The sequence below is a fragment of the Paenibacillus tepidiphilus genome, from assembly GCF_008635795.1.
Lineage (GTDB): Bacteria > Bacillota > Bacilli > Paenibacillales > Paenibacillaceae > Paenibacillus_AQ > Paenibacillus_AQ tepidiphilus.
This window is the reverse complement of the sequence record NZ_VWRQ01000008.1, coordinates 255490-277695: the sequence shown is the minus strand read 5'-3', so window position 1 is coordinate 277695 and position 22206 is coordinate 255490. Positions and strand designations below refer to the sequence as shown.

General features: G+C 57.2%; 20 protein-coding genes. 4 read left to right on the top strand and 16 right to left on the bottom strand.

Going from position 1 to position 22206, the window contains the following annotated elements; genetic code table 11:
* Positions 1-173 precede the first annotated feature (173 nt).
* Positions 174-419: a DUF2164 domain-containing protein gene (locus tag F1379_RS13125; protein ID WP_150270271.1), complete on the top strand. Its 246-nt coding sequence runs from the start codon at positions 174-176 to the stop codon at positions 417-419.
* A 40-nt stretch (positions 420-459) separates the two neighbouring features.
* Positions 460-1008, top strand: coding sequence for a GNAT family N-acetyltransferase (locus F1379_RS13120; RefSeq protein ID WP_150270268.1), 549 nt, complete (start codon positions 460-462; stop codon positions 1006-1008).
* 100 nt (positions 1009-1108) lie between these two features.
* On the opposite strand, the gene F1379_RS13115 is transcribed toward F1379_RS13120, so the two are convergent.
* The 7 genes from F1379_RS13115 to F1379_RS13085 all read right to left on the bottom strand — a co-directional run bounded on the left by F1379_RS13115 (position 1109) and on the right by F1379_RS13085 (position 9439).
* Positions 1109-1753 carry an MOSC domain-containing protein gene (locus F1379_RS13115; protein ID WP_203457091.1) on the bottom strand — a complete coding sequence of 215 codons (645 nt, stop codon included), beginning with the start codon at positions 1751-1753 and terminating at the stop codon, positions 1109-1111.
* Positions 1728-2258, bottom strand: a complete 531-nt coding sequence (locus tag F1379_RS13110) for a GNAT family N-acetyltransferase (protein ID WP_150270264.1) — start codon at positions 2256-2258, stop codon at positions 1728-1730. The genes F1379_RS13115 and F1379_RS13110 overlap by 26 nt, the downstream gene beginning before the upstream one ends.
* 72 nt (positions 2259-2330) lie before the next feature.
* Complete coding sequence (locus tag F1379_RS13105) at positions 2331-3545, bottom strand: MFS transporter (protein ID WP_150270262.1); 1215 nt, start codon at positions 3543-3545, stop codon at positions 2331-2333.
* A 125-nt stretch (positions 3546-3670) separates the two neighbouring features.
* Positions 3671-5767 (bottom strand): molybdopterin-containing oxidoreductase family protein, encoded by a 2097-nt coding sequence (locus F1379_RS13100; RefSeq protein WP_150270260.1) that lies wholly within the window; start codon positions 5765-5767, stop codon positions 3671-3673.
* A gap of 320 nt (positions 5768-6087) precedes the next feature.
* The gene (locus F1379_RS13095; RefSeq protein ID WP_150270258.1) at positions 6088-6915 is read right to left on the bottom strand and encodes a formate/nitrite transporter family protein; all 828 of its coding nucleotides are present in this window, start codon (positions 6913-6915) and stop codon (positions 6088-6090) included.
* Positions 6916-7348: 433 nt separating this feature from the next.
* The gene (locus F1379_RS13090) at positions 7349-8188 is read right to left on the bottom strand and encodes an aldo/keto reductase (protein WP_150270255.1); all 840 of its coding nucleotides are present in this window, start codon (positions 8186-8188) and stop codon (positions 7349-7351) included.
* A 48-nt stretch (positions 8189-8236) separates the two neighbouring features.
* Entirely contained in the window at positions 8237-9439 is a 1203-nt protein-coding gene (locus F1379_RS13085; protein ID WP_150270253.1) for an MFS transporter, read from the bottom strand.
* Between the two features lie 159 nt (positions 9440-9598).
* On the opposite strand from F1379_RS13085, the gene F1379_RS13080 reads away from it, so the two are divergent.
* Together F1379_RS13080 and F1379_RS13075 are read left to right on the top strand one after the other, a co-directional pair.
* Positions 9599-9976 carry a winged helix-turn-helix transcriptional regulator gene (locus tag F1379_RS13080; protein ID WP_150270251.1) on the top strand — a complete coding sequence of 126 codons (378 nt, stop codon included), beginning with the start codon at positions 9599-9601 and terminating at the stop codon, positions 9974-9976.
* A gap of 24 nt (positions 9977-10000) precedes the next feature.
* On the top strand, positions 10001-10678 hold the full coding sequence (locus F1379_RS13075; protein WP_150270249.1) for a hypothetical protein: 678 nt from the start codon (positions 10001-10003) through the stop codon (positions 10676-10678).
* Between the two features lie 93 nt (positions 10679-10771).
* Here F1379_RS13075 and F1379_RS13070 read toward each other — a convergent pair whose 3' ends face one another.
* The 9 genes from F1379_RS13070 to F1379_RS13030 all read right to left on the bottom strand — a co-directional run bounded on the left by F1379_RS13070 (position 10772) and on the right by F1379_RS13030 (position 22194).
* On the bottom strand, positions 10772-12136 hold the full coding sequence (locus tag F1379_RS13070) for an FAD-dependent oxidoreductase (protein WP_150270247.1): 1365 nt from the start codon (positions 12134-12136) through the stop codon (positions 10772-10774).
* A 510-nt stretch (positions 12137-12646) separates the two neighbouring features.
* On the bottom strand, positions 12647-14281 hold the full coding sequence (locus F1379_RS13065) for a formate--tetrahydrofolate ligase (RefSeq protein WP_150270245.1): 1635 nt from the start codon (positions 14279-14281) through the stop codon (positions 12647-12649).
* Positions 14282-14553: 272 nt separating this feature from the next.
* Positions 14554-15030 carry a glutathione peroxidase gene (locus F1379_RS13060; protein WP_150270243.1) on the bottom strand — a complete coding sequence of 159 codons (477 nt, stop codon included), beginning with the start codon at positions 15028-15030 and terminating at the stop codon, positions 14554-14556.
* A gap of 175 nt (positions 15031-15205) precedes the next feature.
* Positions 15206-16210, bottom strand: coding sequence for an LLM class flavin-dependent oxidoreductase (locus F1379_RS13055; RefSeq protein ID WP_150270241.1), 1005 nt, complete (start codon positions 16208-16210; stop codon positions 15206-15208).
* Between the two features lie 234 nt (positions 16211-16444).
* Positions 16445-16783, bottom strand: coding sequence for a DUF3243 domain-containing protein (locus tag F1379_RS13050; RefSeq protein WP_150270239.1), 339 nt, complete (start codon positions 16781-16783; stop codon positions 16445-16447).
* A 289-nt stretch (positions 16784-17072) separates the two neighbouring features.
* Positions 17073-17966: a M15 family metallopeptidase gene (locus F1379_RS13045; RefSeq protein ID WP_150270237.1), complete on the bottom strand. Its 894-nt coding sequence runs from the start codon at positions 17964-17966 to the stop codon at positions 17073-17075.
* 170 nt (positions 17967-18136) lie between these two features.
* Entirely contained in the window at positions 18137-19705 is a 1569-nt protein-coding gene (locus tag F1379_RS13040; protein WP_203457096.1) for a DEAD/DEAH box helicase, read from the bottom strand.
* A 453-nt stretch (positions 19706-20158) separates the two neighbouring features.
* Positions 20159-21829: an ABC1 kinase family protein gene (locus tag F1379_RS13035; RefSeq protein ID WP_150270232.1), complete on the bottom strand. Its 1671-nt coding sequence runs from the start codon at positions 21827-21829 to the stop codon at positions 20159-20161.
* Positions 21829-22194 (bottom strand): phasin family protein, encoded by a 366-nt coding sequence (locus tag F1379_RS13030; RefSeq protein WP_150270230.1) that lies wholly within the window; start codon positions 22192-22194, stop codon positions 21829-21831. The genes F1379_RS13035 and F1379_RS13030 overlap by 1 nt, the downstream gene beginning before the upstream one ends.
* Positions 22195-22206 lie beyond the last annotated feature (12 nt).

Sequence of the window (22206 nt, the reverse complement as noted above, 5' to 3'; positions counted from 1 at the left end):
CCTATTAATATACCCGTTAAGCGTGGAATGTTCAATAAAATGGCAGGGGCGATGTCGCCGCAGCTTCCCTTTGACTTCGCTCCGGGCGATGGAGTAGCATGGGAATCATACAGGCTTGACGTATCATTCGTATCATCCGCATCATCCAACAGGATTGTAAAGGGGAGATTGGCATGAAGCCCATGAAGCTGCCCAGAGAGCAGCGCGAGCGGATTACGGAGAATATCCGCGCTTATTTTGAAACCGAGCGGGGAGAAGAAATCGGCGCACTTGCGGCCGATAATCTGCTGGAATTCTTCCTGCAGGAGCTTGGACCGCATATTTACAATGGAGCGCTGGGCGATTGCCGCACCATGGTGCAGCAGCGGATGCAGGGCCTGGAGGAAGACCTCTACGCCCTGGAATGGCGCAAGCGTTAAGCACTGCCGGACTGACCCTGAGGAGAGGAGACAGACCGCCTTGTTCTATTATGCCATTGATGATGATCTGGCACTCAAGCTGCTCATGCCGGATCATGCCCGCCCCATGTTCGCCTTGGTGGAGCGCTCGCGGCCACGGCTTAGACGCTGGCTCCCCTGGGTAGACGGCGTGACTGAAGAGTCGCATATCGCCGTCTTTGTCAAGAATGCCATCAAGCAGGGGACGGATAACGGCGGCTTCACCGCCGGCCTGTGGGTCCGGGGTGAGCTGGCCGGCATTATCGGCTTCCATGAGATCGACTGGCACAACCGGTCGGTAGGCATCGGCTACTGGCTTGGCGAAGGCTATGAAGGCAACGGCTATATGACCAGTGCCTGCCGGGTCTTCATTGATTACGCCTTGCTTGAGATGGAGCTGAACCGGGTCGAAATCCGCTGCGCCACCGCCAACAGGTTCAGCCGGGCGATTCCCGAGCGCCTGGGCTTTATCTTCGAGGGCGTCATCCGTGAGGCGGAGAAGCTGCCGGACGGATATGTGAACCATGCCGTCTATGGCCTTCTCCGCAGTGAATGGAAGAGGATCGGCTGATAGCAGCTTAAACAGCAGCACAAACCCCCGGCATACCCGTGCCGGGGGTTCTGGCGTTTGCCGGCCTGACTTTGCCGGATGAGCGGCATCTGCCCGCTTCCTATTCCCGCTCCAGCCAGCTCTTGAAATCGTCGCGCGTGCTTTGCGCAAGTGTGTCCAGTTCGGCCAGCTCCGCCAAGCCCTCTTTCTCCCGGCGTCCGTGCTGCATCATATGCAGCACGCGTCTGACCTTGTGGCTGCCCGCACCGCTCTCCTGCTTAACTATTGTGTCTCCGGCAGCAATGGCCCCTTCCCGCAGCACGCGAAAATAGAAGCCGCTGTAGCCCGTAGACAGCACTTTGGCCGGCATATCGGCTGCACCGTGCTTTTGCGAGAGCTTGAAGCAGGGGAACCTGGGCTGGCTTACCTGCAGCAGCGCCGTGCCGATCTCGTATACGTCGCCGATACATACCTCGGTCTCCAGCAGCCCGCTGACCGTAATATTCTCGCCAAAGGCGGAGTATTCCAGTTTTTTGCCCAGCTGCTCTTCCCAGTAAGCATAATGCTCGATTGGATACACACAGACAGCCTTGTCCGGCCCTCCGTGGTTGACCAGATCAGCCTGCCCGTCGCCAGCAAAGCCTTCCGCACCAAGAGATACCGCGCCTTCTACGGGCTGTTTATAAATTCCGGTCTCCAGCGGCTTCCCCCGGTAGTCCACGGTGATAGGCTTTCCTACATTAAGCGAGATCACTTCCATCTTCATTGCCTCCTGTCAGCATACAGTACATGAACACCTCATCGACATATTGGCCGCCGAGATAAAATTCCTCCCGCAGCCGCCCCTCCTCGGCAAATCCGCATTTACGGTAAAATGCCATGGCGGGCGCATTGCTCGACAGCACCCGCAGCCGCAGCTTGCGGATGCCGTTCTCCGCCGCATGCCGCTTGATCGCGGAGATCAACGCCCTGCCCACACCCCTGCGCTGATAGCGCGGATGCACGGCGATATTGATCTCGCAGACATGCCGGTGGCTCTCCATTCCGGTCGGGCAGCCGAACCCGACATACCCGCACAGCTCACCGTCCTGCAGGGCCACCAGCTGCGACCCCGGCGGCGCATGCAGCAGATAATCCTCCCGCGACCGCCACATCAGCGGTCCCGGCGTCGTCTCTTCGGTCCAAATCATATGATCAAGCATGATCAGCTCCCGGACATCTTTCATTTCCGAGGGGCGGATCGTAAGCGAGCCCTTATTGATCTGTTGCATTTCTTTACACTCCTTGCCTTGCCTCTTCATCGTCTCCGTACAGGCCGCTGCTGCGCAGTGTGTGCCCGACTGTCAGGCTGCACGCTGCTCCAGTACGCGGGATGAACGATTGATATAGGCATGAATCAGGAAAAAGCCGACGGACAGCACAGCCATCCCGCAAGCCAGCCAGCCGGTCGGAGCAAGGCCGCCCCGGTCAAACTGGATGCCCATGAGGTAAGGCCCGATAACCCGGCCCACGGCACCAATGCCCCCGCTTAACCCCAGATAGAACGGCGCGCTGCGCCCCGCATGATCAGAGATAAAGGCCGGCGTCGCGGGCGAGATCAGCATTTCGCCGAGCGTGGCCAGCAGCATGGCCAGGAACAGGCCGGCATAACTTGGCATCAGCAGAATAACGGCATAACCGCTTAAGTAGAAGACCGCACTGGCCGTCATCTGCGAGGTAGCCGTCGCGGCGAACCAGCGTTTGATGAGGCTGATAACCGGCTGTGCGGCAAAGATCAGAATCCCGTTCAGCGTCCACAGGAAGCCGTAAGTCTGCTTCGGCCAGCCTTCCGAGATGATATACGGCGATACTCCCGTATTCCAGATGGAGTTCCCGACAAGCAGGAACATCGACCCGATGGACATGTACAGATAGATACGCGTGTGCCCCATCAGTTTCCAGCCTGAAGGGCCGGGCTGCGGAGCTTTCTTCGCCGCCGACTGTTCCTGTGGAGCGGACGTCCCGACCTTCCGCAGGTAGAACAGGAAGAAGACCGCAAATACCGCTGACGTCACGCCATTCAGCACAAAGCTCAGCATGTAGTTGCCGAGGAAGCCGCTAAGGGAGGTGCCCAGTGCAACCCCGATGTTGTTGGCGACATAGATTATATTAAATAACTCTCCGCGCCTTTCGGCAAACCGGAAGCCGACAAACCCCTGGATCGCCGGCAGCGACAGTGAGTTGAACAATCCCACCAGCCCCATAGCGGCGATGAACAGATGCCAGTTCCCGCTCGCCGCCGGAAGGGAGAACAGCGCCAGCGCATTGAGAGCCAGGGCGCCGACAATCAGCCGCTGGACGCCTACCTTATGGTACAGCGAGCCGCCAAGCAGCTGTCCGGCAATTCCGCCAAGGGACTGGATGAGCAGTACAATGCCGGCATCCTTCATGCTGCGGCCGAGTTCATCGAATACGTACATGGTTACGAGGGGCCACATCAGCGCACTGCCGGTGGCATTAATAAGGCTGGCAATCAGGAATACCTTGATTTCCCTTGGATAAGCTTGTAAAAAACGCATGACTCCTCTTTCATCCCCTGTTAATTGTATGTCATTAATTCCATCCAGTATCCGTCTTAAGCAGGGCCAAGAGCAAGCATATGCACTAACGCATTATCGCGTTGCAAGAATATATACTTCTGATTCTAGCACTGATCCGCCGTGATGTCTTGTCCGCCGGTTAGCCGGACCTCCACGGTAGTGGAGAAGAAGGTCGCGCCGCTGCCCATATCGCTGAGCCGGTCCGGTGTCAGTACGTTCACCCGCCGTCTGAGGCCCTCGTCCTCCCACCACAGCCCCTGGCTGATAACGGTGCCGGGCAGCATACTCTCGGTGACCGACGCCGTCAATGAGATGGAACCCCGGCCGTTATAAACGGCCACCTCAGCGCCGTCAGTTATCCCGCGCGTCTGCGCATCCGCCGGATGAATCTGCAGCAGCGGACGCTTCTCCAGCTTCTGGTGCCTCTCCACATTGGCGAAGGTGGAGTTGAGGAAGTTGTGGTTCGGCGGCGACAGGAACATCAGCGGATAATCCGCCCCGGCCTTCGGCCGCCGAACTCCGTCGTACCCCTCCGTTAGAGGGGTGTAGGCTGGCAGCGGCGGCAACCCATCCTTCTCCATGGCTCTGGAGTAGAGCTCGATTCTGCCCGAAGGCGTGGGCAGCGACTGCAGGAACGACGCCTGCGGCGCCATATCCAGCTTCACGAACCGCTCCTTCTGCAGCCGCTCCAGGGAGACGCCGTTCAGATAAGGATTGTCCCTATAGTCGAGTGCCTCCCGGATCATTTCCTCTTCGGTTTGTCCGAACACCGCCGGATCGAAGCCCATCGCCTGTCCGAGCATCCGGAATACCCCGGCATTGCTGCGGCACTCCCCCGGCGCTTCCAGCACCGGCTCCTGCAGCTGTATATAATGATGCCAATAGGAGCTGTACAGGTCCGTATTCTCAAAGCTGGAGGTTGCCGGCAGTACAATATCGGCGTAGCGGGCAGTGTCGGTCATGAACAGATCGTGGACAACCGTGAACAGATCCTCCCGTGCAAAGCCCTGCCGCACCCTCTCCGCATCCGGAGCAACAACCAGCGGATTGCTGTTGTAGACGAATATACTCTTGACCGGATTCTCCTTCCATCCCAACGCCTCGCCGATCCGGTTCATGTTCACCGTGCGTATGCCTTCAAGCGGCTTAAGATCGGGCCGTCTCAGCGCTTCTGCATCGGTGGCCGAATAACCGCTGTTCGATTTGTAGGCGCCGCCGCCCTGCTTGCTCCAGGCGCCGACCAGCGCCGGCAGGCAGACAATGGTACGCACATTCATGCCGCCGTTATCATGGTGCTGCAGCCCGTTGCCGATATGAATATACGGTGCCCGTGCTTCCCCGTACATGCGCGCGAGCCGCTCAATATCGTCCACGGCCAGCCCCGTAATCTCTGCCACCCGCCCGGGCGGATATTCCCGCACATGCTCTCTCAGCTGCTCATGGCCGGTCGTATATGCTGCAAGGAAGTCCTCGTCGGCCAGCCCGTCGCGGAACAGAATGTGCATCAGACCAAGCGCCAGCGCGGCGTCCGTTCCGGGATACAGCGGCAGGAACCAGTCTCCCCACCGGGCCGTCCGGTTACGGTGAACATCAATAACCACAACCTTGGCACCGCGTTTGCGCGCTTCTTCCGCATAGATGACCTGATGCATATTTGTGCTGACAATATTGCCGCCCCAGACAATAATCAGGTCAGCATGCACGGTGTCCTCCGGGCTTGTCCCTCCGTTGAACCCCATGGTATACTCCCAGCCGGCCGTTCCGGCTGCGCTGCAGATGGTCCGTTCCAGTCCGCTAGCTCCGAGTGCATGAAAGAACCGGCGGTCCATTCCTTCTGCGGACAACAGGCCCATATTGCCGTAGAAGCTGTACGGCAGGATGCTCTCGGCACCATATTCAGCTATGAGCTGGCGAAACCTGCCGGTGATCTCCGCCACCGCTTCCTCCCAGCTGATCCTCTCAAATGTCCCTGCACCTTTAGGGCCGGTGCGCCGGAGCGGGTAGAGCAGGCGCTCCGGATGATGAACCCGGCCGGCCATATTCCGCACCTTGTTGCAAATGGCGCCCCGGGTCACCGGATGCCCGGGATTGCCCTCGACCTTGCTGATTGTACCGTCCTGAATATGCAGCAGCAGGCCGCAGGTATCCGGGCAATCCAGCGGGCACACCGCCGGAAATATGCCGTCTTTGTTCTGGATCATGGCGCTGTCCCTCCTTGGCTCTCTTCAATAATTCCATTGTATAACCCCCGGCGGAAGCCGTAAAGAAAACTGCCGGCTCCAGGCTGTTTCGCTTCTGTAAAGCCCGGGTAATAGAGCATATGAAACACTCCCTATTAAATTCGCCGTGAATCCGATTTCGTTCCCCCGAACCGGATATGCACGGCGAATTTTGTGTTACAGCGCTTATCTTCAGCGCTCTCCATAACGCCAAGAACCCCGAATCCCCTCCGGTCCGCAGGCCGGGGAAGATTCAGGGTTCTCAATCTTTTGCTTATTCAGTTGCTTATACAGAAGCAATGCTACGCATGTTTCTTCAAGCTGGCAGCCGGAATCTCCGCAGATGCCGGTGCAGCGGCAGGCGCGTTGCGCAGATAAGCCATATAGTACGCAAGGGCGACGAAGATCGCTCCCCCTGTAAGGTTGCCGAGCCAGACAGGCACGAAATTGGCGAAATATTGTGCCCAAGTGAAATGCCCTTCAAAGATTGCCGCGGGGATAAGGAACATGTTGGCCACAACGTGCTGGAAGCCAATGGCGACGAAGGCCATGGTCGGGAACCAGATGCCGAGAATTTTGCCGCTGAAATTGTCTGCCCCGTAAGAGAGCCACACGGCCAGCGCCACCAGCCAGTTACAGCCGATGCCGGAGACAAAAGCCTGCAGGAATGTCACATCAATCTTATGTTCCGCCATGTCGATCAGCTTCTCCAGGTACACCCCGTCCGAGGTCAGTCCGACCACATGCCCGAAGAAATAAGCGACGAACAGCGCACCCGCCAGATTGCTGAGTGTAATGAGCACCAGATTCTTGACGACATCCATAAAGGAAATCTTCTTCGCCAGAAAAGCCAGCGGCACCGCCATCATATTGCCGGTCAACAGCTCTCCGCCGGCCAGCAGCACCATAATCAGTCCGACCGGGAAGACCGCGGCCCCGATAAAGTTGGCGATGGAGCCCCATTCCGCCGGAGCACCGGCGATGACGCGAATATCGAGCAGGAAACCGAGTGAGATAAATGCTCCTCCCAGAAATCCGAGAATCAGGACGGCTGCAAGCGGGTTATGGACTTTCTTGATTCCGTTCTCGACCGTCACTTCCGCAATCTGCTGCGGTTTGTTATAAGCCATGATTCCTATCCCCTTCAAATACTTAAAATTTGTTCCTTTATGCCCATTGTACCGCCATCCCCGCTGTAAGTACGTGATAATTATCACTTTAAGAAAGGGGTCGTGAAATTTTTCACTGACATGTCAAAATTAAATATTCCGTATTTACAACAGGATGCCGTTTTATAGATAAAGGAAACTTTTTGATATAATTCCCACATTAAAGGCAAGTTAATAGAGTATAAAAAAGATAAATAGGGGCAAGCGCTGAACCCACAATGTGGATTGCCGCTTGCCCCTTAGTTCCCAATGCTTATCTCCATTTTATCTGGATCTTTCTTACAATGTGTATATTCCCCCTATGGCTATAGAAATCTGCAGCATCCCGTATTCAAGAAAACTATGACTTTGACTCCCTTGACGGTGTCGATAAAATTAATCTGATTGAAATCGTTTAAAAATCAAAATTGTCCGGGTCCGGCCCCACACGCAGATTTTGATTCAGTGCATCAATGCGTCCCATGTCCTCCGGCGAAAGCTCGAAGTCAAAAATACGCGAGTTTTCTATAATCCGCTGCTCCTTGGTTGATTTCGGAATCGTGATTACACCCTGCTGCACATCCCAGCGCAATATAATTTGCGGAACGGTTTTGTTGTATTTCTGGGCAAGTCCGGTGAGCACCGGATCGTGCAGGAGTTGGCCCTGCATTAATGGAGACCAGGCCTCCAGCTGGATGCCGTTCGCCCGGCAGAAGGCTTGAAGCTCCTTTTGTGTCAGGCGCGGGTGGTATTCCACCTGGTTGACCATCGGTTTGACGCTCGCGTCCTGCAGCAGGTCCTGCAAGTGGTGAACCTGAAAGTTGCTCACGCCGATCGCCCTTATTTTTCCCGCCGCATACAGAGTCTCAAGCGCCCGCCAGGCCTCCTTATATTTGCCCGCTACCGGCCAGTGGATCAGGTATAAGTCCAGGTACTCAATCCCCAGTCTCTCCAGGCTCGCTTCATAAGCGGCAATCGTTGACTCATAGCCCAGATCTGCATTCCATACTTTGGACGTTATAAACAGCTCACTTCTGGATATCCCGGCAGCCTCTATTCCTTCTCGGATAGCTTGTCCGACCCCGGTCTCATTCCCGTAAATGGCGGCTGTATCGATACTGCGGTATCCGTGCACAATGGCTGATTTCACAGCCTGCACCAGCTCAGGTCCTTCCTCCACCTGGAATACCCCCAATCCGAACCAGGGCATTTCCACACCGTTATGCAGCGTTGCTGTATCTTGTAAACTCTTCATCTCTTTATTCCCTCCAGTTAAAATATGATGAACTACCAGCCCTTCGCTTCAAGCTGCCACTTGCTCCGAATGCTGTTCTTTCCGCTCAAGCGACCGGCTCCAGCCCGTCAGAACAACAGCTCCCAGCACCATAACGGCGCCGATCCAGGCGGTATGAATCAGCCCTGCGGAACCGGCTGCAAGCCCTCCCAGGTAGGAACCCAGCGCAATTCCGGCGTTGAACGCCGCAATATTAACGGCCGATGCCACATCTACCGCAGCAGGAACATAGCGCTCTGCCAGCATAACGACATAGACCTGTAACCCCGGCACATTCATGAAAGCCATGATTCCCATGAAGAAGATGGTGATTAAGCCAGCGATTTTGAAGGGTGCCGTAAAGTACAGGACCAGCAGGATAATCGCCTGAACCATAAACATGTAGAACAATGCGTTAACCGGATTGCGGTTCGCCAGCCTTCCGCCGATCATATTCCCGGCCGCAATCGCCAGGCCGTAAACCAGCAGAATGACGGCCACCGTATTCTCCGCAAAACCGGTGATATGCTGCAGCAGCGGGGATAAATAAGTGAAGACCACAAAGGTTCCTCCATACCCCAATGCCGTGATGGTGAAGATCAGCAGCAAGCGCCCGTTGGCGACTAACCGGAGCTGATCCTTAAGAGCCGTACGCTTGCCTCTGCGCAAATCGCTCGGAATCAGCATCCCATTCGCAAACAGTGCCAGCAGTCCGGCAGCGACGATCACGAGGAAGGCCAGCCGCCAGCCAAACTGCTGTCCGATGAATGTCCCGAAGGGTACGCCTGTAACGGTGGCTACGGTCAGCCCCGTGAACATAATGGAGATCGCCGTCGCCCTCCGGTTCTCGGGCACCAGTTCAGCGGCAATCGTCGAGCCGATCGACATGAAGACCCCGTGCGCCAAGGCCGAAATCACCCGTGCCGCCAGTAACACTCCGATATTGGGCGCTCCTGCAGCGATGCTGTTTCCGATGATAAAAACCACCATAATCCAGAGCAGCAATGCTTTACGCGACATCCTGGAGGTCACGGAGGTTAAGACCGGCGCCCCGAAGGTGACGCCTAGCGCATATAAAGAAACCGTTAATCCGGCGGTTGTAACCGATATATTCAGATCCTCCGCCATCAAGGACAGAAGTCCGACGCTGATAAATTCGGTAGTACCGATGGCGAATGCACTTACTGCCAAAGCAAGCAAGGCGAGGGTGCTCCGCTTATAATCTGAAGCCATTGTTCCTTCCTCCTAACATTGAATACTGCCAAACCCGGCGGCAAATGCTATTATGGGATATAAAATAGATAAAGAGAAGTACGCACTTTAAAGTGATATAGGTACCTATAAGTACTATAGGTACTTTTTAGTGCCCCTGCTTTAGAGGAGGATATTACTGTGCAGCCAAAGAAATACAACATATCCGTAGAAGCCACCCTTGAGGTTATCGGGGGCAAGTGGAAATGCGTGATTCTGTGCCATTTAATGCGCGGAAAGAAACGCACCAGCGAATTGAAGCGGCTGATGCCGAGCATTACACAAAAAATGCTGACCCAGCAGCTGCGTGAACTGGAAGAAGACGGCGTCATTAACCGGGTCGTTTACAATCAGGTCCCGCCCAAGGTGGAATATGAATTAAGCGAGTACGGGCAGGGGCTGGAAGGGATATTGAACTCCCTTTGCACCTGGGGAGAGAAGCATATTGCCAAGGTTTACGGCAATACCTTCGATATGCTGGAAGAGGGCATACTGAATGATCATCTCAAGCAGGATTAACAGCCGGGAAACTGGAGGGGTTATATGCATACCGATTTGGAGCAGGATCAGGTTAGAGTTACAGGTACATCTTTTTTTAAAAGAATAATGGTCCCTGTAATCACTGCGGTTATTATCGGGATACTGATGGGCTGGGCGGCGAAGCTGGTGGACAGGCCGGGCATCACTCCATTCTTTGATGACCTGGGAGGCCGGCTGGGGATATGGGTATTTACTGCGGCGCTTCTCGCGGTGTTCAGTTATTCTCCCAAGCTGGCGGCGGTGAGGGTATTCGCTTTTTTCGCATCAATGCTCACGGTTTATTATCTGTATACCACGCTTGTACTGGATTTTTTCCCGGCGAGAGAGATTCTCTTCTGGGGAATATGTTCTGCGGTGTCCCCGGTTTGCGGTTATTTGATGTGGTACGCGCGCGGAGGAGGCGGCTGGTTCGCCCCTGTTGTATCGGCCCTGCCCATAACGGTATTGTTGGCGGAAGGGTTTGAGCTGCGCCACGCTTATTTGCCGGTGCACTACCATTACTACTTGATTCCATGGCTTATGGCCGTCTATCTGCTCATGGCTGCCGCGTTATTGCTGATTATCCCGAAACGCAAAACGCAGTCACTGATTGTTCTGCCGATAGCGCTATTATTAGCTTTGATTATGATCAGCCTTGATCTGCTCGGTGCGCTCTTTGGCGGTATGAACGGTGTATTGTGAGCGGAGAAATAAGCCGATAAAACAAACAAGACCGGGGTGCCTTTGGCACTCCGGTCTTGTTACTGTTAACACTAATAAGCCTTATTAATCTACTTATGCATTTACCGGTTCTTTGGCGGCTGCGGGTTTGGGCAGTGCGGCCAATCCGGCGGTGTTCAGGAAGTTCCACGGCTTGTTGTAATGCGGCTGGAAGAAGAAATCAATGAAGGCCAGCTGGTCTACCGTCATTTTGTTCTGGATGCAGACCGAGATGGTGTTGATCGACTGGGTCAGGTCCATTTTGGACATAATCTGCGCACCCAGGATGCGGCGGGTCTCCCGCTCGTAAACCACCTTCAGCTGCACTTCCTCGTAGGTCGGCATAAACTCCGGCCGGTAGTTGTCGGTAATCATTACGCTTTCGGCGTCGATTCCCTCTGCCTTGGCCCCTTCCACGGTCATGCCGGTGCCGGCAATATTATCCTCGTAAATCTTGATGCCTGAGGTGCCCTGTGTTCCCATATAAGGAATCGTGTTGGCTACCAGATTGCGCGCTACCAGCGTGCCCATCCGTACGGCGTTGGTCGCCAGTGGAATGTAGGCATTTTTGCCGGTCGGATTATAGTGGATCGCACAGCTGTCGCCGGCGGCAAATACGTCAGGTACGCTGCTCTGCATGTAGTCATTAACGATAATCGCCCCGTTCGGAAGCATATCGACCTGGCCCTTCAGCAGCTCTGTATTCGGACGGAAGCCGATGCAGAGGATAACCAGCTCGGTCTCGTGCTCGCCCTTGTCTGTAATGACCTTGGTAACCTTACCGTTCTCCCCGGCAAAAGAGCTCACCTTCTGGCCCAATGCCAGCTTAATGCCATGATCCTCCAGCGAATGCTGGATGGGTGCTGTAAACTCAGCGTCGAGATATTTGCTCAGAATGCGGTCTTCGGCGTCGATCAGTGTAACCTGCTTGCCGTTCATCTGGAAGGCTTCGACAAGCTCTACGCCGATGTAGCCTGCGCCAACTACAGTGATATGCTTGACCTGCTGCGCTTTCTCAATAATCGTATTGGAATGGCTGTAGTTCTTCGACAGCAGAATGCCATCCAGATCCATGCCTTCGAGCTTTGGGATAATCGGCCACGAGCCTGTAGTCATAATCAGCTTGTCATACGTATCTGTAAGTTCCCGGCCAGTGTTCAGGTCACGGGCTTTTAATGTTTTGTTTGCAGTATCGATGCTGGTGACTTCATGGCGCATCTTGGTGGTAACGCCGAGCTCAGCCAGCTTCTCCGGCGAGGAGTAGAACAGCCCCTGCGGGTCTTTGACCACACCGCCCACATAAAGGGCGATGCCGCAGGACAGGAACGAAATATTGTCATTGCGCTCGTACACCGTAATTTCGGCGTCCGGGTAAAGCTGTGCGGTGTTGACGATGGCTGCGGTTCCGGCATGGGTACATCCAATGACTGCTACTTTCATGATTTCTTCCTCCTCCAATTGGGTGAAGCTCTTATATTTGTGGTTGGATAATTGTGATTAATTTCACTTTATACATTGATTATATTGTGACTTTTATCACATTACAAGCACTTTTGTGATTTTTCTCACATTGTTCACATTTTACTCACAGGTTCCGCTTATTGCTGCTTGGCTTAGGATTCCCCGCTGCTAAGACATTATGACTTCCGGGTGCAGGAAGGTGGAGGAAGGGCGGCGGATGGCGAAGGGCGGGGACGGCGGGATAGCGGGATGAGGTGTACCTGAGATTCGTACGCGAAAAAAAAAAGCGGGCCTCTGTCCAGAGGCGCCGCTTTTGCACGTATTGTAAGTCCATTTGTGGTGCGGTAATCGCACTGTGTCTGTTAGTCTCGCCAGAACCAGGCAATCGGTCAAATAAGGTCTGTACGGTCCGCTAGCATCATCATCAACTGCATCATCAACTGCATCATCAACTGCATCATCAGCAGTAGTTGCAGCGAGGCGACAGCTCTACTCCAGCCCGTGGATCACTCCGTCTTCATCGATCCGCAGGCCTTCGGACGCCGGCTTGGCCGGAAGCCCGGGCATCGTGACGATGCTGCCGGTGATGACGACCGCAAAGCCGGCCCCCAGCGACAAGGTGATGTCGCGCACGCCCATTGTGAAGCCCTCCGGTGCGCCAAGCAGCTTCGGCTGGTCGGAGAAGGAATAGGGCGTCTTGGCCATACAGACCTGCAGATGCTGCAAGCCAAGCTTCTCAATGACGGCAAGGCTGCGCTTCGCCGCCGGGGAGAAGGCCACCCCGGACCCGCGGTATACTTCAGTGACGATCTTGTTGATCTTGGCCGGAATATCCAGCTCATCCTCGTACAGCGGGGTATAGCGGCTCCCGGCTCCGGCACCAAGCAGCTTCACCAGCTCGCCCGCCAGCTCCGCTCCGCCCGCGCTGCCTTCCGCCCAGACCTTGGATACGGCGCAAGGCACGCCAAGGCGATGGCAGGCTGCCCGCACTTCTTCGATTTCGGCAGGGGCGTCGCCTTCGAAATGATTAATGGCCACCAGCACCGGCACCCCGAATTTGCGTAAATTCTCGATATGGCGCTCCAAATTCGCCATCCCGGCAAGCAGTGCCGGCCGGTTGCCGGCATAAAGCTCCTCTTTGCGGACGCCGCCGTTATATTTCAGCGATTTCACCGTCGCCACCAGCACAGCCGCATCCGGCGAGAGCCCGGCCTGGCGGCACTTGATATCCATGAACTTCTCCGCGCCGAGATCGGCGCCGAAGCCTGCTTCCGTCACCACAACTTCGCCCAGCTTCAACGCATACCGCGTGCCGATGACGCTGCTGCAGCCGTGGGCAATATTGGCGAACGGACCGCCATGAACGATAACCGGCGTTCCTTCCAGCGTCTGCACCAGATTCGGCTTCACCGCTTCCTTCAGCAGCACTGCCATCGCCTCTACGGCGCCCAGATCGCCCGCGGTCACCGGTCGGCCGAGCTGGTCATAGCCGATCAGCATCCGGCTGAGGCGCAGCTTGAGATCCGCGAGGTTCTCGCAGAGGCAGAGCACCGCCATAATCTCCGAAGCGGTGGTAATCTGGAATCCGCTCTCGCGTACCGTGCCGTTGCCGTCGCCGAGGCCGGTTACAATGCTGCGCAGACTGCGGTCATTCATGTCCATGACCCGCTTCCAGACGATCCGCTGCGGATCGAGGCCCAGCGTATTGCCCTGGAACAGATGGTTGTCGATCAGTGCCGCCAGCAGATTATGCGCTGAAGTCACCGCGTGGATATCGCCGGTAAAATGCAGATTAATCTCGTCCGCAGGCACAATCTGCGCCTTACCGCCCCCTGTCGCGCCGCCCTTCATGCCCAGGCATGGACCCAGCGACGGCTCGCGCAGGGCAGCCACCGCCTGAACGCCTGCAGCATTCAGCGCCTGGGCCAGTCCAATGGTCGTAAGCGTCTTGCCTTCGCCGGCCGGGGTCGGATTGACTGCGGTCACCAGAACGAGCTTGCCGTCCGGTTTGTGTTCAAGCTCATCCCATAGAGACGGGGAGAGCTTGCTTTTATATTTGCCGTACAACTCCAGGTGTTCCTCCGCGATTCCTGCTGCCGCAGCCACCTCTGTAATTAACCTCATGCCTCAGTAAAACCTCCTGCCGTTATTATCCTGTCTCCGTGCCGTCTTTATGTATAACTCCCTGCCGGAGCAAAGGATTCCTATTCAAAGAATACCCGGTCTCTGAAAAGCGTCAAGGAAAATTTTCATAATTGTCGACCGGACTATTTATGGAGTACAGCCTGCAAACACTTCTATTTCAAAAAAACCTCCCGGCAGCACCCGTAAATAACCGGGCATGCGGAAGGCTTCTCGGAGAAAGTCCCTTGCTGCGATCCTTAAACGGACCGGATTTATAGCAGGGACTCAATCAGGGTTCTCATCGTTTCAGGCGTTTCCCGCGGCTCTACCCGCACCACGACACGGCCGCTGCGGTCTACAAGAAACTTGGTGAAGTTCCAGGCGATGTCGCTGCTCTCACCCGCGCCCGGTTGCTGCTGCTTCAGATAATTGAAGAGCGCACTGGCCTCCGGCCCGTTAACATCGATTTTGGCAAAGACAGGGAAGGAAACTCCGTAGTTGATCTGGCAAAATTCAGCCGCTTCTTCGCTGCTCCCGGGCTCCTGGCCGCCGAATTGGTTGCAGGGGAATCCAAGCACCGCAAGCCCGCGGTCTCCGTATTCCTCATAAAGCTTCTGCAGCTCTCCATATTGCGGCGTTAATCCGCACTGGCTGGCCGTATTAGCAATTAACAGCACCTTGTCCCGGTATTCGGATAAAGCAATTTCTTCCCCCGCCGGGGTTACCGCAGAATAACCGTAAATCGACATCTCTGTTCCTTCCTTTCCGTTGTGAGAATAGCCAAGCACAAGAAGCCGGCATCATCCGGCTCTCCCCATCATTTTACCTAATCACAGCTAAAAGTTAAAATTTGCATCAATTCAGGCAATCTATGCATCTAAACCTCCGGCATGGTCGTCCGGAAGGCTCAGGCTACTCTCCGGATTAACGTTCCTGCAGCCCGCAAGCCTTCGCAATCAGCCGCAGGCAGTTCAACCGGTCTTCGAACGAGTGCATCGGCACCGAGAACATAATCTCTTCACAGCCATACTCTGCCATCATCTGTTCGAATTGCCCCCGGACATCCTCCGGTGATCCAAGCACCATCTGCAGCCGGTTCTCCGCAACGCGGAAACGGTCATAGGGCGTATAAGCATAATTAAGCGCCGCATCTATGGGCGGCGTGGGAAAGGACTTGTGCTCTTTCTCCAGCAGAACCAGCGACAGATCGATGCTGGCAGCCAGCCGGTCCGCTTCTTCGGCGGTCTCGGCACAGGATAGATAGACGGCTACAATGGAATGCGGGGCCTCCCGCTCCGTTCCCCGGAAGCCCGTCCGGTAGGCCCCCAGCGCCTCGGCGATTCCTTTGCCGTTAATGAAGCGGGCAAAAGCGTACCCGGTGCCGAATTTGGCGGCGAGCGCTGCGCTGTCTCTGCCGGCTCCCAGCAGCCACACCTCCGGCGAGGTCGGAACATCCGGAGTCGCCAGCAGACCGGCATAGGGATGCGGCTTTACCGGGCCCCCTTTGAAATAGGCAAGCAAATCAGCGATTTGCTCCTCATAAAGACAGCTCCCTTGAATCCGGTGCTCCTGCAGGGCATGTACCGCCAGCGCTCCGCCTCCCGGCGCCCGGCCCAGCCCCAGGTCGATTCTCCCCGGGTAAAGAGCTTCTAGCACCCGGAAATTCTCGGCTACTTTATAGGCGCTGTAATGGGGCAGCAGCACAGCGCCGGCCCCGATACGGATCGAGGACGTCACTGCGGCCAGATGGGCGATCAATACTTCGGGACTGGTTCCCGCCAGACCCGGCGCTGCGTGATGCTCCGACACCCAGAAGCGGTGGTAACCGAGCCGGTCCGCCTCGCGGGCGAGCGCGGCCGTCTGCGCCAGCGCTTCGGCAGGCGTATTCCCCTCTGAGACAGGAGACTGGTCTAGAATACTGAGTTTCATGGCAGAAGCAACTCCTGTCGGCAAATTTTGAATCCCGGATGCTCACCATTATACCACTGCAAGCTTAACCCACGCTTGTCCGGAATGCCAAATAACCCCGCAGGGCGGGGTTTGGCGGACGGTTGTCCGTGTTTTGCAGGATATAACCTCGGGCATTCAACATTTCACCAGCCTGCCGGGTAACCGAAGCTTCCTCTCGTCCTGGCAACAAGCTATCCTGTCCGGCAGCTTCCTTTAATTCAGTACCAGCTTCACCAGCATATGTGCCAGACGGTGGCGTTCTTCCTTGTTGCCGACCTTCCACAGCTCCAACAGCAGCTTCTCCTCGCTGCCCCGCGGTTCTTCATAGGCAGCCAGGTAATCGGCAATCTTCTCTGCAACGACAGCGAGCTGCTCTTCGCTTAGTCCGATTTTTTGGGCCAGTTGAACGCGCTTCCGCAAATATTCCTTAAATTCCGTAAAGTTGCTCAGAATCTGTTCCCGCTGCTTAGGATCAATGCGTTCCAGCGCATCATTGACTCTGCTTACCGTAACATCTCCGTCCTTGCTGACAACATGGTTATGTTCAGACATAAGAGCCAGCCTCCTCTTTGACTAGTGGGTTTGCTAGTACTTAACCGGGCATGGAGAGCCTGAATCGCTGTTGTCTTGGATGAGCCTCCCGCAGCCGACCTCCTGCTCTTGCGACTGTGTACAGCTTGCCACACAAGTGCCCGGGCTATAACGTACAGGAACGACACTAAGTAAACGGGTAAGAAGCCCTCTGGCAACAGCCCGGTCACAGCTGCCTGATAACAGCCAAAAGGCCGCCCCGGCCGTTAATATAGCGGGTACGGGGCAGCCTTGATCATCCATCGCCGGTTCAGTTGCTGACCGGTATGGCATCGTAGTATTCTTCCAGCGTAATCCCCTTACTCATAACCTCTTCGGCAATTTCCTTGCCGACATAGCGGATATGCCAAGGCTCATATTTATAGCCGGTAATCGATTCTTTACCTTCCAGGAAGCGGATTATAAAGCCATGTTCCTGCACATGCTGGGCCAGCCATTCCGCTTCCTTGGTGCCGGCGAAGCAGCTCTCCGCCGCGCATTTGCCATCGCTGCCCGACACATCAATGGCCAGACCTGTCTGATGCTCGCTGTGTCCGGGCACTGCGCTGTAGGTGCGGGCCTTCTCCTCGCCGTCGCGCTTCACATAGTTGTTGAACAGCACAGTCTGTGTAGACTGCGAGCGGTAAGCGGAAACGCCGGCCAAGTTAACGCCGTCCTGCTTCGCAGCCGCGAACAGCTCCTCCAAAGCATGCGCCGCTGTCTCCCGCATCATCCGTTTCTCGATCTTCTCGCTGAAGATGAACGGCACATCCGGATACACCAGATCCTCGGGCTTGTAGTTGTCCGGCAGCTTGTACTGCTTGTTGACAAGCACCGTCAGGCTGTCCGGCTCTGCGGCAGTCTCGACGGCACCGCCGCCGCCGGGAGCCGCAGCAGGCGCTTCGCTCGGCTCCGTGGACGGCTGAGGCGTCTCTTCCGGCGAAGCGGCTGACTCGGCCGGCTGCGAGGCTTCCGGAGACGGCACATCGACCGTGCCGCCTCCCTGCGCCGGATCGGCCGGGGCTTGTCCATCCTCCAGCTGCGGCGCCTGCGAGGCGGAAGCCCCGCTGTCCGGCGCCGCAGAAGGCGCCGTATATTTACCGATTCCCCACCCGGCCGCTATGACAACGATGAGCAGAATCACGATCCATCCCTTTTTAGACATCTTGCCCACTCCCTCTCCTCTTGCTGATGCTTCTCTCTATATGGCTTTAGACAAGCCTGCGGCGGAAAAGGTTTCACCTCTCCCCAAAACAAATGTTACCACAGGTCATCCGGCGCGTGCGCGCCGCAATGCCCCATGGTAACAGGTGCGGGTCATTCTGTACAGTTCCTTTATCTGCCCCGGCCACCGCGGCGGCCGCCTGAGCTGTTGTCGCGGCCGCCGTTTCTGCCGCCGCTGCGCCCGGCACCGCCGGTACCGCCGCCGGGCTTACCGCCCTTGGCCGGCGCGGCCTTGCCCTTGGACGGGCCGTACTGGAAGGCCGGCCCGTCCTGTCTGCCGCCGCGCGGGCTGGCGGCCTCCCGGCCCTTCGGCGCGGAGCCTGCCGCGCCGCGGTTACCGCCGGCCGACCGGCTGCGGCCGGCCTTCTCTGCAGGCGCGCCCCAGCCGCCTGCTTCCTTGCTGCGGCCGCGACCGTCCGGCCGCGACCCTGCAGCGGCGCGCGGCGCTCCGCCGCTGCGTCCCTGCCCGCGCCCGCCGGAGCCTCTGCGCTCCGGCGCGTTGTCCTGGCGCGCTGCGCGTGCGCCGCCGCCCGGGGCGGAGCTGAATTCGCCGTCGCCGAATTCATTCTTCTCGTAGCGGCGACGTTCCAGCCGCTGGGCCGTCTGGCGCTCGATGTCTTCGAGGCCCGCGCGGTCGCGCGGGGAGGCGAAGGTGATCGCCAGCCCTTTGCCGCCGGCGCGGCCTGTACGGCCGATCCGGTGAATGTAGCTGTCCGGGTCGAGCGGCATATCGTAATTGAAGACATGCGTTACACCTTCCACGTCCAGGCCGCGTGCCGCCACATCGGTCGCGACAAGAAGCTGCAGCTTCGCCTCACGGAACCGCTTCATGACCGCTTCCCGCTTGGCCTGCGACAAGTCGCCGTGCAGCTCATCGGATGCATAACCGGCGGCCTGCAGCGCTTCATTCAGCTTCGAGACCCGGCGTTTGGTCCGGCAGAAGATCATCGCCAGATACGGCCGGTCCCGCTCGATCATCGAGATCAGCGCCTCCTCCTTGTTGCGGTCGGAGCATTCCACCACCTGCTGGCGGATATTGTCCAGCGGTATCGGGGAATTGCCCTTGATCACGATATCCAGCGGCTCCTTCATATAATTGGCGGCCAGCCGTTTGATCGCATCCGGCATAGTCGCCGAGAACAGCATCGTCTGGCGGCGGTATGGAACGGCTGTAATAATCGTCTCCACATCCTCCAGGAATCCCATATGGAGCATCTGGTCGGCTTCGTCGAGCACAAGCATCTTCACGCCGCTCAAATCCAGCGTCTCACGCCGCAGATGATCCAGCAGCCGTCCCGGCGTGCCGATAATCAGATGCCGGCCGCCTTCGAGCTTGCGCAGCTGCTTCTCCACATCCTGCCCGCCATACACGGCAAGAATCTTCACTCCCGTATGCCGCGCCAGCTTGCGGGCCTCCTCGGTAATCTGCAGCGCCAGCTCACGCGTCGGCGCCAGAATCAGCGACTGCGGATACGCCTGCTCCACCCGGATCTTGTCCATAATCGGCAGAAGAAATGCCAGCGTCTTGCCCGTACCCGTCTTGGCCCGGGCAATGACATCGAGCCCTTGCACCACCGGCGGAATCGCCTCCGCCTGCACCGGAGTCGGATTAACGATACCCTGACCCTTCAGCAGGCCGGTCAATGTTTCCGATACTCCCAAATCTTTAAATCCCGGCAATTGGTCCACCTCACTCTTTCCTGATTGAATATTCCTACATGCTGCCCTTGCCCATCCTCATTCCATTTATAAGCGGAATTAAGCCCTGCAAAATGAAGCCTTGCATTCGCCGATTCAAATCCTTTGCGGGGCTCACCAGGTTCTATGACATCGTACGCCGATAGATCAAACAAAAGCGGAAGAACCCCGTCGCCGGAATTCTTCCGTCCCTACGTGCCGGCCCTGTCCCGTGAATCGCGCGGCCAATGTTCAGCTACAGGGGCAGCAGCGATCCTCCGGACGAGACAGGCGGCTCTCTCATTTGCATTCCACACTCTATATAGACCAAGACAGTCCCACGGCAAACAGCCGGTACAGCAGCCTTTGCAGGCATTCTTCACCATTGTACTTGATCGCGGCCGTTTTGTAAGCAGGCCGCAGAAGAATTCCCGGTGCCGCTGCATCCGGGCCGGGCTAGAACCGCCCTGACTTGAAGATGGAATACAGGAGCCACAGGATCATCAGCAGCGCCACGACGGAACCGATTTCCACCGTCGGGAAATCCCACAAGAGCGACGGCTCGCCGCGCAGCGAGGACCCGATAATCAGCCCGGCCATAATGATCGAGAAGGCCAGCAGCACGATACTGAAGGATAAACGGTTGCCGACACGGCTGAACTTATGTTCAAGATTCTTAAGCTCCGGCAGGCCAACCTCCACCTTCAGCTTGCCCTTGCTGAGAAGCTCGGACAGCTGGCGCGCCTGGCCCGGTAGCTCCACCAGCGTCTCGGCTAAATCAGCTACCCCGCCGAGCAGCTTGCGCTGCAGCCGTCTGCCGCTGAAGCGTTCCTTCACCAGCCGCCGTCCGAAGGGCTCGGCCATCTGCACGATGCTGAAGGCCGGGTCAAGGCTGGCGACGACTCCCTCCAGCGTCAGCATCGTCTTGCCGAGCATTGCCAGATCCGGCGGAATCACCAGCCTGTGCTTGCGGGCGATGCCGAACAGATCGTTCAGCGCCTGGCCGATGCTGACCCGCTCAAACGGAATATCGTAGTATGCCTCGCGCAGCCGGTCCATATCATCATGCAGCGCTGCCCGGTCCACTTCTCCCGGAATCACACCCATGCGCAGAATCGCCCGCACCATGGAATCGGTATTTCTGCGCATAAGGGCGATTACCAGCGCCGACAAGGCATCCTTCATCTCCTCGCTGAGACGTCCGGCCATACCAAAGTCGATCAGGGCCAGCCTGCCGTCCTCCAGCAGCATGACATTGCCCGGATGGGGATCGGCATGGAAGAACCCATGGATGAAGATCTGGTTCAGCATCATCTCCACCAGCCGCTGGGCAACATCCCGCAGCTTCATGCCGCGCTGCAGAATCGCTTCTCGGTGGTTCAGCGTGAGGCCCTCCACGTACTCCATGGTCAGCACCCGCGCCGAGCTGTAATCCCAGTAAATCTCCGGAATGTGCACGCGGTCCTGCTCCGTCAGCTGCGCCGCAATGCGTTCGGCATTGCGGCCTTCCTGCCCGTAGTCAAGCTCAGCCAGCAGAGCACGCGAGAATTCCTCGGCCATCCGGGCTAAGCCATATTGCTTGGCCCAGTCCAGCTTGCGCTCGGCCAGCACGCTCAGGTCATGGAGAATCTCCAGATCCCGGCTCATTGTGCGCATCACGCCGGGGCGCTGAATTTTGACGGCAACAGGGGTTCCGCCATGCAGCACCGCGCGGTGCACCTGGCCGATGGAAGCGGCGGCAATGGGCACATCCTGGAAGGATTCGAAGATTTCGTCGACAGGCAGCTCCAGCTCCTGCTCTACAATGCTCCGGGCTGTCTCCGCCGGAAAAGGGGGCACGCTGTCCTGAAGCTTGACCAGCTCCTGTATGATCGAGTCGGGCAGCAAATCCGAACGGGTACTGGCCAGCTGGCCCAGCTTGACGAAGGTCGGACCCAGATCCTCGAGCACGCGCCGAATCCGCTCTGCGAGGCTCACACTTTCGTGAATCTCCTGCTTGATGATCCGGCGCGGCAGAGACAGCAGGTGATGCAGTCCCATTTCCTCCACCATATAGCCGAAGCCATGGCGCATCAGCGCCATGGCAATGGTCCGGTACCGTCCGGCATGTCTGATTCGCACCGCCATTAGTCGGTGCGCGTATCCGTCAGAGGCTCTTCCAGCGGAGCGGCGGGAGTAGCGGGAGCATCGCCCTCCAGTTCGGCTACGCGGGACTCCAGTGTGGCGATCCGCGCTTCCAGCGCGGCGATATCACTGTGCAGCGGCACCTTCAGCTCTTTAAGCACTCGCTGCACCTGCTCTTGAACGGCCGTCTTGAACTGACCGCGCTCTTCCTCGCCCCGCTCCACCAGCCGGTCGACCAGGGCTCTGGATTCCGAAGGGGCCAACTCCCCCTTCTTCACCAGCTCATCCACGACCTTCTCGATCTTTTCCTTACTGACCACGGTGAGGCCTACTCCCAAAGAGATTGCTTTCTTGAACAAATCGCTCATGGCTCAATCCTC